General features: G+C 50.4%; 10 protein-coding genes. 7 read left to right on the top strand and 3 right to left on the bottom strand.

From position 1 onward, the window contains the following. The first annotated feature begins 35 nt into the window (after positions 1–35). The 4 genes from BC349_RS13710 (at position 36) to BC349_RS13695 (ending at position 7,321) form a co-directional block, all read left to right on the top strand. Positions 36–3,182 (top strand): SusC/RagA family TonB-linked outer membrane protein, encoded by a 3,147-nt coding sequence (locus tag BC349_RS13710; protein WP_187257332.1) that lies wholly within the window; start codon positions 36–38, stop codon positions 3,180–3,182. A gap of 25 nt (positions 3,183–3,207) precedes the next feature. Further along, positions 3,208–4,731 (top strand): SusD/RagB family nutrient-binding outer membrane lipoprotein, encoded by a 1,524-nt coding sequence (locus tag BC349_RS13705; RefSeq protein WP_187257331.1) that lies wholly within the window; start codon positions 3,208–3,210, stop codon positions 4,729–4,731. A 25-nt stretch (positions 4,732–4,756) separates the two neighbouring features. After that, positions 4,757–5,563 (top strand): glycoside hydrolase family 16 protein, encoded by an 807-nt coding sequence (locus BC349_RS13700; RefSeq protein WP_187257330.1) that lies wholly within the window; start codon positions 4,757–4,759, stop codon positions 5,561–5,563. An 84-nt stretch (positions 5,564–5,647) separates the two neighbouring features. After that, positions 5,648–7,321: an alpha/beta hydrolase-fold protein gene (locus BC349_RS13695; protein ID WP_187257329.1), complete on the top strand. Its 1,674-nt coding sequence runs from the start codon at positions 5,648–5,650 to the stop codon at positions 7,319–7,321. A gap of 22 nt (positions 7,322–7,343) precedes the next feature. On the opposite strand, the gene BC349_RS13690 is transcribed toward BC349_RS13695, so the two are convergent. Further along, positions 7,344–8,087 (bottom strand): ParA family protein, encoded by a 744-nt coding sequence (locus tag BC349_RS13690; RefSeq protein WP_187257328.1) that lies wholly within the window; start codon positions 8,085–8,087, stop codon positions 7,344–7,346. A gap of 107 nt (positions 8,088–8,194) precedes the next feature. After that, positions 8,195–10,234 (bottom strand): excinuclease ABC subunit UvrB, encoded by a 2,040-nt coding sequence (gene uvrB, locus BC349_RS13685; RefSeq protein WP_187257327.1) that lies wholly within the window; start codon positions 10,232–10,234, stop codon positions 8,195–8,197. A gap of 69 nt (positions 10,235–10,303) precedes the next feature. Between uvrB and BC349_RS13680 the strand changes: the two genes are divergently transcribed. Beyond that, complete coding sequence (locus BC349_RS13680) at positions 10,304–10,597, top strand: DUF3817 domain-containing protein (RefSeq protein ID WP_187257326.1); 294 nt, start codon at positions 10,304–10,306, stop codon at positions 10,595–10,597. Between the two features lie 100 nt (positions 10,598–10,697). Here BC349_RS13680 and BC349_RS13675 read toward each other — a convergent pair whose 3' ends face one another. Continuing rightward, entirely contained in the window at positions 10,698–11,156 is a 459-nt protein-coding gene (locus BC349_RS13675; protein ID WP_187257325.1) for a methylglyoxal synthase, read from the bottom strand. 100 nt (positions 11,157–11,256) lie between these two features. Between BC349_RS13675 and BC349_RS13670 the strand changes: the two genes are divergently transcribed. Together BC349_RS13670 and BC349_RS13665 are read left to right on the top strand one after the other, a co-directional pair. Next, positions 11,257–11,949: a T9SS type A sorting domain-containing protein gene (locus BC349_RS13670; RefSeq protein ID WP_187257324.1), complete on the top strand. Its 693-nt coding sequence runs from the start codon at positions 11,257–11,259 to the stop codon at positions 11,947–11,949. Positions 11,950–12,495: 546 nt separating this feature from the next. Beyond that, positions 12,496–13,710 carry an ROK family protein gene (locus BC349_RS13665; RefSeq protein ID WP_187257323.1) on the top strand — a complete coding sequence of 405 codons (1,215 nt, stop codon included), beginning with the start codon at positions 12,496–12,498 and terminating at the stop codon, positions 13,708–13,710. The last annotated feature ends 29 nt before the right edge of the window (positions 13,711–13,739 follow it).

The raw sequence follows: 13,739 nt of genomic DNA, 5'->3' as shown, positions 1-13,739 counted from the left end.
AAAGAAAGAATTTCAGCATCTGTAAACACAAAATTATGCGAAACGAACTGCTGCTATCGCCCTGGTTTAACTGGGGAAAAATGCGCCATGGCTTCCTGCTCATGGTGTTTGCAATCATTACGGTGTCTGTCGGTTTTGCCCAGGACCTTACCGTCCGGGGGCAGGTGAAGGATTCCGGGGGCAACCCGCTCAGTGGGGTGGCTATTTTAAACCAAAGAACAAAACAGGGAACCAATACGGATGACAATGGCCGGTTTTCCCTGGCCGCAAAGCCAAACGACCTGCTGACCATCAGTTATGTAGGCATGACCAGCCAGTCGGTTCGGGTGGCGGAGAACCAGCCCGACCTGCTCATCAGCCTGGCCAACCAAACAGAGGAATTGCAGGATGTGGTGGTTACTGCCCTGGGTATCAAGCGCAAGGATAAAGCCCTGGGCTATTCCGTTCAGGCGGTACAGGGTGATGGACTTCAGACGGTGAAAGGTATTGATGTGGCCACTTCCCTTACCGGCAAGGTTGCGGGTATGCTGGTGCGCAACAGTACCGAGTTCAGCGAGGAGCCGACCGTCCTCCTGAGGGGTGAAACGCCTTTGCTGGTGATCGACGGGGTTCCTTATGGTAATATGACGCTCCGGGATATCCCCGCAGACGATATCGAGCACATCAGTGTCTTGAAAGGTGCTACGGCATCTGCACTTTATGGTTTCCGCGGTGCCAGTGGCGCCCTGATGGTTACTACCAAAAAGGGAAGCGCCTACAAGGGATTGTCCGTGACTTTCAACAGCAGTTCCATGTTTTCGGCCGGTTACCTGGCTATTCCCGAACTGCAGTCCGAGTTCGGCCGCGTCGTGAATACCGCCACCAACACCTATGCCCGTTCCGCCGATGGCTCCTGGGGTGTTCCCATGGATGGCCGTGAAGTGGTGCAATGGGATCCGGTTAGCAAGTCCATGAAAGCCATGCCCTACCTGCCCATTGGCAAGGACAACTTCAGGAATTTCCTGGAGCAGGGTTCCATCCTGAATAATAATATCAATGTAACCCAGCAGGGTGAGCTCGGCAGCTTCAGGGCTTCCGCCACCTGGGTCCGTAACAAGGGCACTTATCCCAATTCAGAATTCAGCAAGATCACTTATGGTATCGGCGGTGAGATGAAATTCAACAAATTCACCCTCTCTTCCAGCCTGACCTATAATAAAAACAGCTCGCCCAATATCGGGTTCAGCGGTTATACAGGCTATGATCCCATGTACTCCATGCTGATCTGGTCGGCCAGCGACTGGGATGTAAGGCAGTACCGCGACTACTGGCTGGTTCCCAATGAGGTTCAGAACAGCAGCTTTACCGCCGGTAACAACAACCCCTATTTTGACCGCTTCGAGCGCACACACAGTGTGAACAAGGATATTTTCAGCGGATCACTGATGCTGAACTACGATTTCACCAACTGGCTGAAACTGACTTTCAGGACCGGTTATGACACTTATAGCAACCGGCAGGATATCCAGGTTTCCAAAGGCTCTTTCCAGGGTGCGGGCAGTTCCACGGTTATCCTGAATGGTACCCAGGTTTGGGGTGAATCCATGAGGGGTTCGTATAATCTCGGACTAGGCCGCGGTTACAGCAGCAACAATGAAGTGATCCTCTCTGCCAACCAGAAATTCGGTGATTTCCAGGTGGACGGTTTTGTGGGTGGATCAATCTATTACAACCAGGACGAAGGCATTGAATCACGCACCAGCGGCGGTTTGTCCATCCCCGGGTTCTATTCCCTCAAATCCTCCATCAATCCGGTGAACGTGTCGTCCAGCCTGTATAAGCGCCAGTCGAACAGTCTGTTCGGCCGACTGGGTGTATCGTACAGGAATTTCGCCTTCCTGGAAGGAACTTTGCGGAACGACTGGGTATCCACCCTGCCGCAATCCACCCGCTCCTATCTGTACCCCTCGGTTTCGGCCAGCTTTGTAGCTTCCGAACTGCTGCCGAAGATGGACTGGCTGAGCATGTGGAAACTCCGTGGTTCCTGGGCTACTTCAAAAATGCCCGCCGGGATTTACAGCATCAATTCCACCTATGGCATTACCACCAATGCGTGGGGAACCCTGAACTCAGCCAACTATCCCACCACAATCCGCGGTACGGATGTAAGGCCTGAATCAGCCAATACTTTTGAAGTGGGAACCGTTGCCAACCTGTTTAAGAACAGGGTAACGGTTGATGTAACCTATTATTCCAAGAGGATGTATGACTTCCTGCGTTCAACAGGTATCAGTCCGGCTTCGGGTTATACCGGCAACTATATAAACATAAACGAAGAGATCACCCGCAGGGGCGTGGAGATTTTTACCAATGTTACGGCCCTGAAAACGAAGGACTGGAGACTGGATGTATCTGCCAACTGGTCTAAATATGCACGCTACTACACCCGGCTGGATGATCAGTTTTCTGCTGACAGGCCCTGGGTTAAAGTGGGTGAAAGAGCAGACCATTATATCCTGAGGGATTATCTGAAGGATCCGCAGGGGAATATTATCCATAACAACGGGGTGCCTTTGTATTCGGGTTATGATTCCCGTTATGGTTACAGCGATCCCGATTGGATCTGGGGATTCGGTACGGCACTTAAGTACAAAAACTGGCAGTTAAATATTTCCATGGACGGTCGCGTGGGTGGATTGGCCCAGACTACAACGGAGATGTATATGTGGAGAGCAGGATCACACCCTAATTCGGTTGTACCAGAGCGTTATCTGGATGCCAATACCCCGGGCTCGAAGAATTATGTAGGCCAGGGCGTGAAAGTGGTGTCGGGCGAAGTGAGCTTCGACACCTACGGAAATATCACCAAGGATACCAGGCAGTTTGCGCCCAATGATGTTCCTGTTACCTACAAGACTTATACGGAGGCTATGCACAAGGGTACTGCCTGGGGCGGATCACCTTCTACTGTTGATACGTATGTAACTACTTTCCTGAAGATCCGTGAAGTGTCACTCACGTATGATTTACCAAAGAGCATTACCGGCAAGGTCAGCGCGAAGGGTGCATCCATTTCGGCTGTGGGACAGAACCTTTTTTACCATGCCAAACAGTTTAAATATTCCGATATAGACGGGGGTACTGAAAACTTCAGCGATCCATCCCTCCGGTATGTTGGCGTAAACCTGAAAGTGGTATTCTGATTTGAAACCTGTAAAGACTATAACAATGAAGCATAAACATATATCTATCCTCCTCATTGCAGTTGCCATTGGTATGGCCGGCTGTAATAAGTTTGATGACATCAACGATAACCCCGATGCCACCACGCAGGTAAGCTCCTCCATGCTGGCTACCAATGTAATATTGAAGAATATAAAGTTCAATGGTCGCGATGCCCAGGCCTACCTGCAACCCAACGCATTGTCCAAATATATCGGCTATGCGAATGAGAGCCAGATGCAGAGCCAGTACAATAAAATCGGCAGCAGCGATTTTGGAGCGATGACCATCCTGCCGAATATCCAGAAGATGCTGGAATATGCGAAGGGAAGTATTATGGAAAATTCCTACAAGGGACTGGCCAGTTTTTCAAGGGCCTACATGTTCTACAACCTGACCATGCAAATGGGTGATATTCCCTACAGTGAAAGTAACCTGGGCGAACAGGGTTTATACAAGCCGAAGTATGATTTACAGGAGCAGGTTTTTATTGGAATCCTCAACGACCTGAAAGAAGCTGACCAGTTTTTTGCGCAGGGTGTTGCTTTTTCCGGCGATCCCACCCCTTATAATGGTGATCCGGTTAAGTGGCGCAGGGCTACCAATGCCTTTGCCCTTCGGGTGCTGATGAGCCTGAGTAAAAAGGCTGACCTGCCATCCCTGAAAGTAAAGGAAAGGTTTGCTGAAATTGTTGCAGCGGGTAATTTGCTGAAGAGCCAGTCTGAGTACCTCGGATTGAATTACTCTGTTACTAATATGCATCCGATGTCTGGCACCAATAATTTGTTCACGAGCCGTACGGTGATGAGTTCCCTGCTGGTAGACAACCTGAAGGCGCTGAATGACCGCCGCCTGTTTTATTTTGCAGATCCTGCCGGCAGCCAGATTGCCGGTGGTGTTGCGGAGTCCAGTTATGATGCCTATGTGGGTGTTGATGTTTCCATGGATTACGACCTGATGAATGTGGAGCACAGCGCCAACCGGCTTTCCCTGCTCAATTCAAGGTACCTGAAGGAAGTTGCCAGCGAGCCCAGGATGATGATGACCTATGCCGAGCAGCAACTGATCCTGGCCGAAGCCCATATCCTGGGATGGATCAATGCCGGTACCGCGCAGGAATACTATGAATCAGGGGTTAAGGCGGCACTGTCGGGTTATATGTCACAGCTCGGTTCCTATGCACATGGAAATGTAATTGACCAGGCTTATATCAATGGTTATTTCACCGGCGAGGCAGCTTTCAAAGCCACACCCGATGAGCAGTTGAAGCAGATCTGGATGCAGCGATATGTGTTGAATTTCATGCAGGATCCGCTGGTTAGTTATTATGAATACAGGCGTACCGGTTACCCGGAATTTCCGATTAATCCGGCCACCAGCCTGAATGAAAACAATAAGAATGCGATCCCGGTGCGCTGGCTTTACCCCGGTTCTGAAACCAGCTATAACCTGGACAACCTAACGGAAGCGCTTAACCGCCAGTATGATGGGTTTGATGAAATTAACAAGGTGATGTGGCTGCTGAAATAGTAGATTGTAAAAAAACTCGCGTAAAATGAAGACATATATTTTATTACTGTTGGCTGTATTGGCCGCTGGTTTTTCTTCCGCATCCCTGCAGGCCCAGGACAAATCCTGGAACCTGGTCTGGTCGGATGAATTCAACTACCGCGGGCTTCCGGATGCTTCGAAGTGGAACTATGATACCGTGGGTAACAGCTATGGCTGGGGTAATAACGAAAGCCAGTGGTACACTGTGGGTAAGCGAAAGAACGCCTGGGTAAAGGGTGGAAAACTGACCATCACCTCCCTGGCTGAACCGATCAATGGGAAGAAATATTCTTCTGCAAGGCTTACCACGAAAGGCAAGGGCGACTGGAAGTATTGCCGGGTGGAAGTTAGGGCCAAACTGCCTTCGGGTATTGGTACCTGGCCTGCTATCTGGATGCTGCCCTCTGATAATGTGTACGGTAAATGGCCCCGCAGTGGTGAAATTGATATCATGGAGCATGTGGGATTTGACCCTGATTCTGTTTTATCTACCTCACATACAGAGGCGTTCAACCATATGATAGGAACACAGGTTGGGAAGAGTACTTACCTGCCGACGGCCACTACCGGATTTCATGTGTATGCCCTGGAGTGGGACGAAAATGAATTGCGTAGCTACGTGGACGGAAGGCAGTATTTCACGTATAAAAACCTGCATAAGACTTCTGCAGAGTGGCCTTATGACCAGCGTTTCCACCTGATCCTGAATCTTGCCATCGGTGGTGGTTTGGGCGGACAGAAGGGGATTGACGACAAGGCTTTTCCCCATCGGTTTGAAATCGATTATGTAAGGATCTACGAGAAGAAATAATAATGTAACAACGTTTGACAGGTAGAAGCAGGATTCAGTTCCTTCGTTCAGGTTGAGTATGTTTGCAGCGACTAAACCTTTCGTATGAAACTGTTTCTTGCTTCTTTCCTTTTATACAGCTTCGTCTTTTGCCAGGCCCAGGAGTTGCCGGTAAAATTCCAGCCCGGGATCATTTCCAATGGCGGGGAATTCGGACTCACGATTTCGCCCGATTCAAAAAGGGCCTTGTGGGTGAGGTCCGGGGGGAAAAGGGATACACTCGTTATCATGGAGTCTGTTTTCCGTGATGGCCAATGGCAGAAACCGGCCATCGCAGGCTTTTCTGCCGGGCAGGGACAGTGGAAGGATATTGATCCCATGTTTAGTCCCGATGGCAGCACCCTTTTCTTTCAATCCAACCGGCCGGTACCCGGATTGCCGCAGCGCACGGGCTTTGATATCTGGGCTGTAAAGCGCAAGGCTTCGGGATGGTGCGTTCCCTATCACCTGGGCAACACCGTTAATACCGATTCATCTGAATCATACGCTTCCGTGGCCGCGAATGGAAACATGTATTTCATGAAGAACGACGAGCAAGGCATTGGGAGTTCGGATATCTATGTGGCCGAATATGTGAATGGATCCTACCAGCAGCCGCGCAATATAGGTTCACCGGTGAACACGGGCGAGCGGGAGTCCAATCCCTTTATTTCCCCTGATGAAGATTACCTGATTTATTTCTCTTCTGATTCTTCCGGATTTGGAGAGGTGGATCTCTACATCAGTTTCCGCGAGGGCGGCAACTGGGGTAAACCCATCAATATTGGTGCACCGGTCAATACCCGCGATGCCGAGTTCTGTCCCTTTTATCATTCCGGTGAAAAGCGGTTGTATTTTTCCCGGCAGGTAAAGACGGAGGGCCGCTTAATGGAAGACCTGTATTCTGTTCCCTTTGATCCCATGGATTATCGCAAGGCTGACCGGCAAGTTCAGCGCAAGCCTTTTGTATTGGGCTATACGGAGGAATTCTATTCAAAGGAGTTAAAGGAAAACCGGGTGTTGAATATTTACCTGCCGGATGGATACCGGGAGGGGGATACGGTTCGTTACCCGGTCATCTTCCTGCTGGATGGCGCTGCAGATGAGGATTTCATTCATATAGTGGGACTGTTACAGTATAATAATTTTCCCTGGATAGACCGGGTGCCGAAGTCCATTGTGGTGGGCATTGCGAATGTGAACCGGCGCCGTGATTTTACTTTTCCGACTACTGTGGCGGAGGATAAAAAACTATGGCCGGCTACGGGCGGATCAGCGGCGTTTATCCGCTTTATGAAGAAGGAATTACAACCTTATGTGGAGAGCAGGTACCGGACTGGAGGCGGGAGGACTTTGATCGGGCAGTCGCTGGGTGGATTACTGGCTACGCAGATACTCTTCGAAAAACCGGCTATGTTTGACCGTTATATCATTGTGAGTCCGAGTTTGTGGTGGGATAATGGTTCGATGCTGCAGCGCATTCCGGCTGTTGCGGGTGCCCGCGATTTGCCGTTTACCCAGGTGTATATCGGCGTGGGGAAAGAGGGACTGACGCCCGGAAAAAATCCCCGCGTGATGGAAGACGATGCAAAACTGCTGGTGGGAAAGCTCAATGCCATCGGCCATCCTTCCCTGAAAATATTTTTTGATTACCTGCCGGCGGAGGATCATGCCACGGTGACGCATCCTGCGGTGTTCAATGCTTTCCGGCTGCTGTATCCGGTTAAGGTGACACAGTAAATTCTCTGAACGCTGCGGTAGATTATTCCATCACGCCCTCTTTAATTTCCTCCCACAGGTCGGTATAACACTTAGCCGCATACGAAGAAGGTGCAAAAGCGTGTATGGGTGCCTGGTGGACGCCCATTTTTTCTATGTCGGAGAGGTAGGGGATATAGTTGCTGAAGAATTTCCGGTCCCTCGACAGTTCCTGCATGATTTCGTTGTGCATATTCTTGCGGAGGTCCACCATGGTGAAGCAGCACATCAGTTTGGATTCGTCGAGTCCCTTTTCCTGGAAATATTCCTTTACCATTTCGTAGGTGCGGACCGACAGGGTGGTGGGTATAGTGGGCATGAGGATGATATCGGCTGCATAGAAAATGTTTTCTGACAACACGGAGAAGCCCGGCGGGCAATCGATGAAGAGGAAGTCGTATTCTTTTTCGAGTTGCGAGAGGATGGATTTAAATCGGCGTTTGGAGCTGCGCATTTCCTCCATGATGATCTCGAGGTTGCGGGCGGTCAGGTCGGCCGGAATGATTTCGATGTTCTCATAGCCCGTGAACATGATCAGGTCGCCCAGGTCGAGTTGTTCGTTGAAAAGTTTCTGAGTACCGCTTTTAACTTTTGGTTGTACGTTGTAATAAAAGGAAGTGGATCCCTGCGGGTCGAGGTCCCACAGTAAAACCTTATAACCATCCTGAGCTGCCAGGTAAGAGAGATTCACGCAGGAGGCTGTTTTCCCCACGCCTCCCTTCAGGTTGTAGAGTGCAATCGATATCATGGGTATTAAGTTACAAAATCCGGGCTGACTTTCCACCCGTCGGGTGCCACCCGACGGGTGCCACCCGACGGGTGCGACCTGACGGGTGGCACCCGACGGGTGAAATGTCAGGCCTTCATCGCCTCGAGTTCTTTTTGAAGGCGGAACATTTCATCGCGCAGGCGGGCGGCTTCCATGAAATCGAGGTCGCGCGCGGCTTTTTCCATGGTCTTTTTGGTCTGCGCAATGGCTTTCTCCATCTGCGGGATGGTTTTGTAGGACTCCTGTTCTTCGGCCGCCACCAGCACGAGTTCCCCGTCCGGTGCCATGGCGTGGGGTTTGTGCACGTCGTAGCCCTTGATGTCCAGCACGGAAGTCTGGGCCATTACCTGTTCGATGGATTTCGTCACCGTACGGGGCGTGATGCCGTGTTCCTTATTGTAAGAGATCTGTTTTTCGCGGCGGCGGTCGGTCTCGTCGATGGTGCGCTGCATGCTTTCCGTCATCTTATCGGCGTAGAAGATGACCTTCCCGTTCACGTTCCGGGCCGCGCGGCCTGCGGTCTGGGTGAGCGATCTTTCATTCCGCAAAAATCCTTCCTTATCGGCGTCGAGAATCGCTACCAGTGACACTTCGGGGAGGTCGAGCCCTTCCCGCAGCAGGTTCACTCCCACCAGCACATCTATCTCGCCCAACCGAAGCTGGCGCAGGATCTCCACCCGGTCGAGGGTATCCACTTCGCTGTGGATGTATTTGGATTTAATATCGATGCGGTGCAGGTATTTGTCCATCTCTTCGGCCATGCGTTTGGTGAGGGTGGTCACCAGTACCCGGTCGCCCATTTTTACTCGGAGGTCGATTTCGTTCAGCAGGTCATCGATCTGGTTCACAGACGGACGGATCTCGATGGGCGGATCGATCAGTCCGGTTGGCCGCACCACCTGTTCCACCACCACGCCACCGGTTCTTTCCAGTTCGTATTCACCGGGAGTAGCCGAAACATAGATCGTCTGGTTGAGCATGCTTTCGAATTCATGGAAATTCAGCGGCCGGTTGTCCAGCGCGGAAGGCAGGCGGAACCCGAATTCCACGAGATTCAGTTTGCGGCTGCGGTCGCCTCCGTACATGCCGCTGACCTGCGGGATGGTCTGGTGACTTTCATCGATCACGCAGAGAAAATCCTTCGGGAAATAATCCAGCAGGCAGAAGGGGCGGGTTCCGGGATGGCGGCGGTCGAAGAAGCGGGAATAGTTTTCAACGCCATTGCAATAGCCCAGTTCGCGGATCATTTCCAGGTCGTAGTTAACGCGTTCGCTGATGCGCTGTGCCTCGATGAATTTGCCTTCTTTTTTGAAGTATTCCACCTGGGCGGTCATCTCGTCCTGGATCTCGTACAGTACCTGCTGCATCATGTCCTTGGGTGCCAGGTAAAGGTTGGCAGGGAAGATGGCGGCATTGTCAAGTTTACCGATCCGCTTGCCGGTCTGGATCTCAAAGGACTCGATGGCTTCAATCTCATCACCAAAAAATATGATGCGGTAAGCGATGTCGAGGTAGGGGAGATTGATATCCACCGTATCGCCCTTCACGCGGAAAGTGCCGCGGGTAAAATCGGTCTGGGTGCGGGTATAGAGGGAATTCACCAGGGCGTGTAAAAAACCCTGGCGGGAAATCGTTTGTCCCTCATGAATGCGCACGATGCCATTTTCAAATTCCGTGGGGTTGCCCATACCATAGATGCAACTCACGGAGGCGACGACAATGATATCGCGGCGGCCGCTGAGGAGCTGGGAAGTAGCCTGGAGGCGGAGTTTATCCAGTTCCTCATTGATGGCCAGGTCTTTTTCAATATAGGTATCCGACACCGGGATATAGGCTTCGGGCTGGTAGTAGTCGTAGTAGGATACGAAGTAGCCGACGGCATTGTCGGGGAAGAACTGTTTGAATTCTCCGTAGAGCTGTGCCACCAGGGTTTTGTTATGAGTGAGGACCAGCGTGGGTTTCTGTACGTTCTGGATGACGTTGGCGATGGTAAAAGTCTTGCCGCTGCCGGTTACGCCCAGCAGCACCTGGTCTGTTTCGCCGTTGCGGAGTCCCTCCGTCAGTTGTTGGATGGCGGAAGGCTGGTCGCCTGCCGGCGGGAAGGGGGCGTGAAGGTTAAATGGCATGGGGCAAAGATAGGAAGGAGTGTGGCCTCAAGCTATTTCCCGGCTATATTTGCGGTTCAATTAACTGATATGGCGGGAAAGCAAAGTACGTTGGAGATGTTTCGTAAAGTGGGGGTGGCGGAAGGAATTTCGTTTTTATTATTGCTGGGCATTGCGATGCCCCTGAAGTATATGGCGGGCATACCCCAGGCCGTTACCTATATCGGCTGGGCCCACGGGGTGTTATTTGTATGGTACTGTTACCTGGTGATCATGGCCGGACAGGAGGACAACTGGAAATTTGGCAAGATCTTCCTGGCCTTCCTGGCGGCGTTGTTGCCCTTGGGACCATTTCTGTTCCATCGGTGGTTCCTTAAAAGATAAATGCCGGTGCGAGGTAGATAAATGCCTGCGGATAGCGTTACCAAATCAGCAACAAATCAGCAACAAATCGGCAACGTGACGGCACCATGACGGCACCACGCTAATCCGTAATCTTTCTTTTCAGGTACTGCGAGTAATCGGGGATCACCGCCTCGTAATCTGATTGCATCAGGGGCGAGGTCACGATGAAGTCTGCTGTGGCAGGGTCGTTGGCTACTACGCAGTTCCAGGCGATGGCTACGCGCAGCAGGGCTTTGACATCGCTGTCGTGGGGTTGGGCTTCCATGGGATCCCAGAAAAAAATCAGGATATCAATTTCTCCGGCGGCGATCATGGCGCCGATCTGCTGGTCGCCCCCGAGCGGACCGCTGAGTAATTTTTTAACCGGCCGGTCGAGTTTGTCTTCCAGCAGCCTGCCGGTGGTGCCCGTTGCCAGCAGTTCATGTCGGGCGAGGGTTGTCCTGTTGTGTTCGGCCCAGTCGATCAACTCTTTTTTCTTCTTATCGTGTGCTACCATGGCGATCCGCTTACGGGTGCCGAATATTCTGTTCTGGTTCATACTTGCTTGTCTGTAAATAAATTCCTGCTAAAGATCACGCTAAATCTCTATTCGGCACAATAATTGTTCACATCTTATCCACAGTCTCACGGACCAGACTATGCGAATACTAACCCTTACTATTCTACTGGCAGTTTTATGTCATGCGACGAAACTTGCCGGCCAGCCCATTATTGTTGCCGAAACCGGACCAGACCGGGCGGCAGTTCCTGTTAACCCCGGAATGGGTTCCGGTATATCCCGGACTGTATCCTCCAAAACACAACCATCTACCAATCCACTGGTCATTAAACTGGAAGATCCTGTGATGACATCCCAGGGGAAGGTCATGCTGTCCTGGACAACCGGGCATGCCTATAAAGGTGGTTATTTTAATGTTGAGCGGTCGGTTTATCCGGATGGGCCCTTTGAAGTAGTGGCGGTCCTGCGGCAGGATTCTGCCGGTGGACGGTTTGTGGATGAATTGCCCTTAAGGGGGAAGAGTCATTACCGGTTGAAATGGGTGCATGCGGATGGCACTTCTTATTTTTCGCGGCTGGCGGCCACCAGTTTTTCCGGGGACATGACCTGCAGGTTCTATCCCAATCCCGTTGACAATATGCTTATTGTCCGGTCGGAACAGGCGCTGGATCTGGTGCTGACCGATCAGAATGGAAAAACACGACTGAACCTGAAACTCACTGCGGGATTACAGACCGTGGATGTATCCAACCTGGAGAAAGGCATGTATATCATAACGATCACGCAGATGGAAACGGGACGTGTGATGACCGAGAAGCTGTTGAAAAACTGAGTTGAGGCGGGCCTGAGGAGATCCGGAAAATAGTTTAATAAAAAAGGCCAAAACCTGTGAGAGCCTTACTCTCAAAGGAAAAAAGGTCCTGAGTATTTTTACTTGATTTTTAAAAATACTTGCATATATAAGTGAAAACCTCTATTATTGTATTGGTTTTTCATAGGATATTGGATTTTAAAAACGGGGTTGAATGTCTATTCTGACCCCTTTTTTATTTTTAGCCTGTACCGATTACGCTTTTCTGATTCAACTCTTCTTTAGTCAGCGGCAAAAATTCAATGGGGCAACAGTCATAGAAGTTCTCCAAAACCGTGCCGTATTTAACAGAATTTTTCCCCTTTTTCGTTTTCTGTCGCTCCCACCTGGCTCATCCGAACCATAAAACTTTGGTAATTAATTTCTTAGCATCTTTCGTGCTTTTTTTACCATTTCCCACACTTTCATCAGAAATATTGGTAAGCTCCAAGGAGTCTTTCCATTTTAATTAATAGTTATTAAAAAAATTAGAAAGTTTCATAAAGATTAACAATATTTACACTAACGATGGCTAGTAAGTCCGACATTTATAAGAGTAAAATTCTGAAGGAATTGTCCTTTGGCAATGTATTATCCGGTACGGATATCAGTACCCGGATTGAGAAAAGCATTCCGCTTACTACCCGAATCCTGACAGAGATGGTCGAGGAAGGAATGGTGGAAGAAAAGGGTTATGCGCCTTCCACCGGCGGAAGGAGACCATTGTTATATGCTTTGTCGCCACAGAAAATGTACGTGGTTTCGGTTGCCATGGACCAGTTGATCACGCGTATCGGGCTGGTGGACTTGCAGAAGTATGAAATTCTGCAGGTGGAAAAATTCAATCTCGACCTTGAAATCCATAAAGATTCCCTGTCCATATTGATCGGTGAAATCAATCGCTATGTGAACCAGTCGGGTATTGGCCGGGAGAAGATTGTTGGCATTGGTATCGGCATGCCTGGATTTGTGGATGTAACCCGGGGAATCAATTATTCGTATCTCGACAATGGGGGAGAAAGCATCAATAAACGGGTGGAACGGGAAACCGGTTTGCCTACCTATATAGATAATGATTCAAGCCTGATTGCGCTGGCGGAGTTTCGACTGGGTGCTGCCCGCGGGAAGAACAACGCGATGGTGATCAATATCAACTGGGGTGTTGGGTTGGGTATGATTGTGAACGGTGAGCTGTTCAGGGGGTATAATGGCTTCGCGGGGGAATTCAGCCATATACCAATTTTCAATAACAATAAGCTCTGCAGTTGCGGGAAAAGCGGATGCCTGGAAACAGAGGCTTCGATGCGGGTAGTGCTGGAAAAGCTGCGGGAAGGTTTAAAGAGCGGGCAGGTTAGTTCCATTAAATCCGTGCCGGAGGATTTTGAAGAAGCCTGCAATGTAATTATCCAGGCAGCAAAAAACGGAGACCAGTACAGTATTGAGTTGTTATCACAGGCGGCTTATGATATAGGAAGAGGTATCGCCATCCTGATCCATATCATGAATCCGGAAGTGATCATTCTGAGCGGTCGTGGTGCCCGGGCAGGAAAGCTGTGGCTGGCACCCGTGCAACAGGCATTGAACAGGTATTGTATTCCGAGGCTGGCAGCTTATACGAGTTTGGAACTGTCTAAGTTTAATGATCATGCTGAACTGATCGGCGCTGCGGCGCTGGTGGTAGAGCACCTGGATAAACACCAGGATGAGTTTATTGAGTCCACACAGCATCCATTTGCCATTTAAACCCATTAACCAAATGTCGCTTCACACAC

It is taken from the genome of Flavihumibacter stibioxidans, assembly GCF_014332695.1.
Taxonomy (GTDB): domain Bacteria; phylum Bacteroidota; class Bacteroidia; order Chitinophagales; family Chitinophagaceae; genus Flavihumibacter; species Flavihumibacter stibioxidans.
Note: the sequence above shows the minus strand (reverse complement) of the source record. Positions and strands in the feature narration are given on the sequence as shown.

What these genes read in the sequence shown, in the direction of transcription:
- BC349_RS13710 (WP_187257332.1), top strand. Translation starts at nt 36, where the DNA reads ATGCGAAACGAACTGCTGCTATCGCCCTGGTTTAACTGGGGAAAAATG.
- BC349_RS13705 (WP_187257331.1), top strand. Translation starts at nt 3,208, where the DNA reads ATGAAGCATAAACATATATCTATCCTCCTCATTGCAGTTGCCATTGGT.
- BC349_RS13700 (WP_187257330.1), top strand. Translation starts at nt 4,757, where the DNA reads ATGAAGACATATATTTTATTACTGTTGGCTGTATTGGCCGCTGGTTTT.
- BC349_RS13695 (WP_187257329.1), top strand. Translation starts at nt 5,648, where the DNA reads ATGAAACTGTTTCTTGCTTCTTTCCTTTTATACAGCTTCGTCTTTTGC.
- BC349_RS13690 (WP_187257328.1), bottom strand. Translation starts at nt 8,087, where the DNA reads ATGATATCGATTGCACTCTACAACCTGAAGGGAGGCGTGGGGAAAACA.
- uvrB (WP_187257327.1), bottom strand. Translation starts at nt 10,234, where the DNA reads ATGCCATTTAACCTTCACGCCCCCTTCCCGCCGGCAGGCGACCAGCCT.
- BC349_RS13680 (WP_187257326.1), top strand. Translation starts at nt 10,304, where the DNA reads ATGGCGGGAAAGCAAAGTACGTTGGAGATGTTTCGTAAAGTGGGGGTG.
- BC349_RS13675 (WP_187257325.1), bottom strand. Translation starts at nt 11,156, where the DNA reads ATGAACCAGAACAGAATATTCGGCACCCGTAAGCGGATCGCCATGGTA.
- BC349_RS13670 (WP_187257324.1), top strand. Translation starts at nt 11,257, where the DNA reads ATGCGAATACTAACCCTTACTATTCTACTGGCAGTTTTATGTCATGCG.
- BC349_RS13665 (WP_187257323.1), top strand. Translation starts at nt 12,496, where the DNA reads ATGGCTAGTAAGTCCGACATTTATAAGAGTAAAATTCTGAAGGAATTG.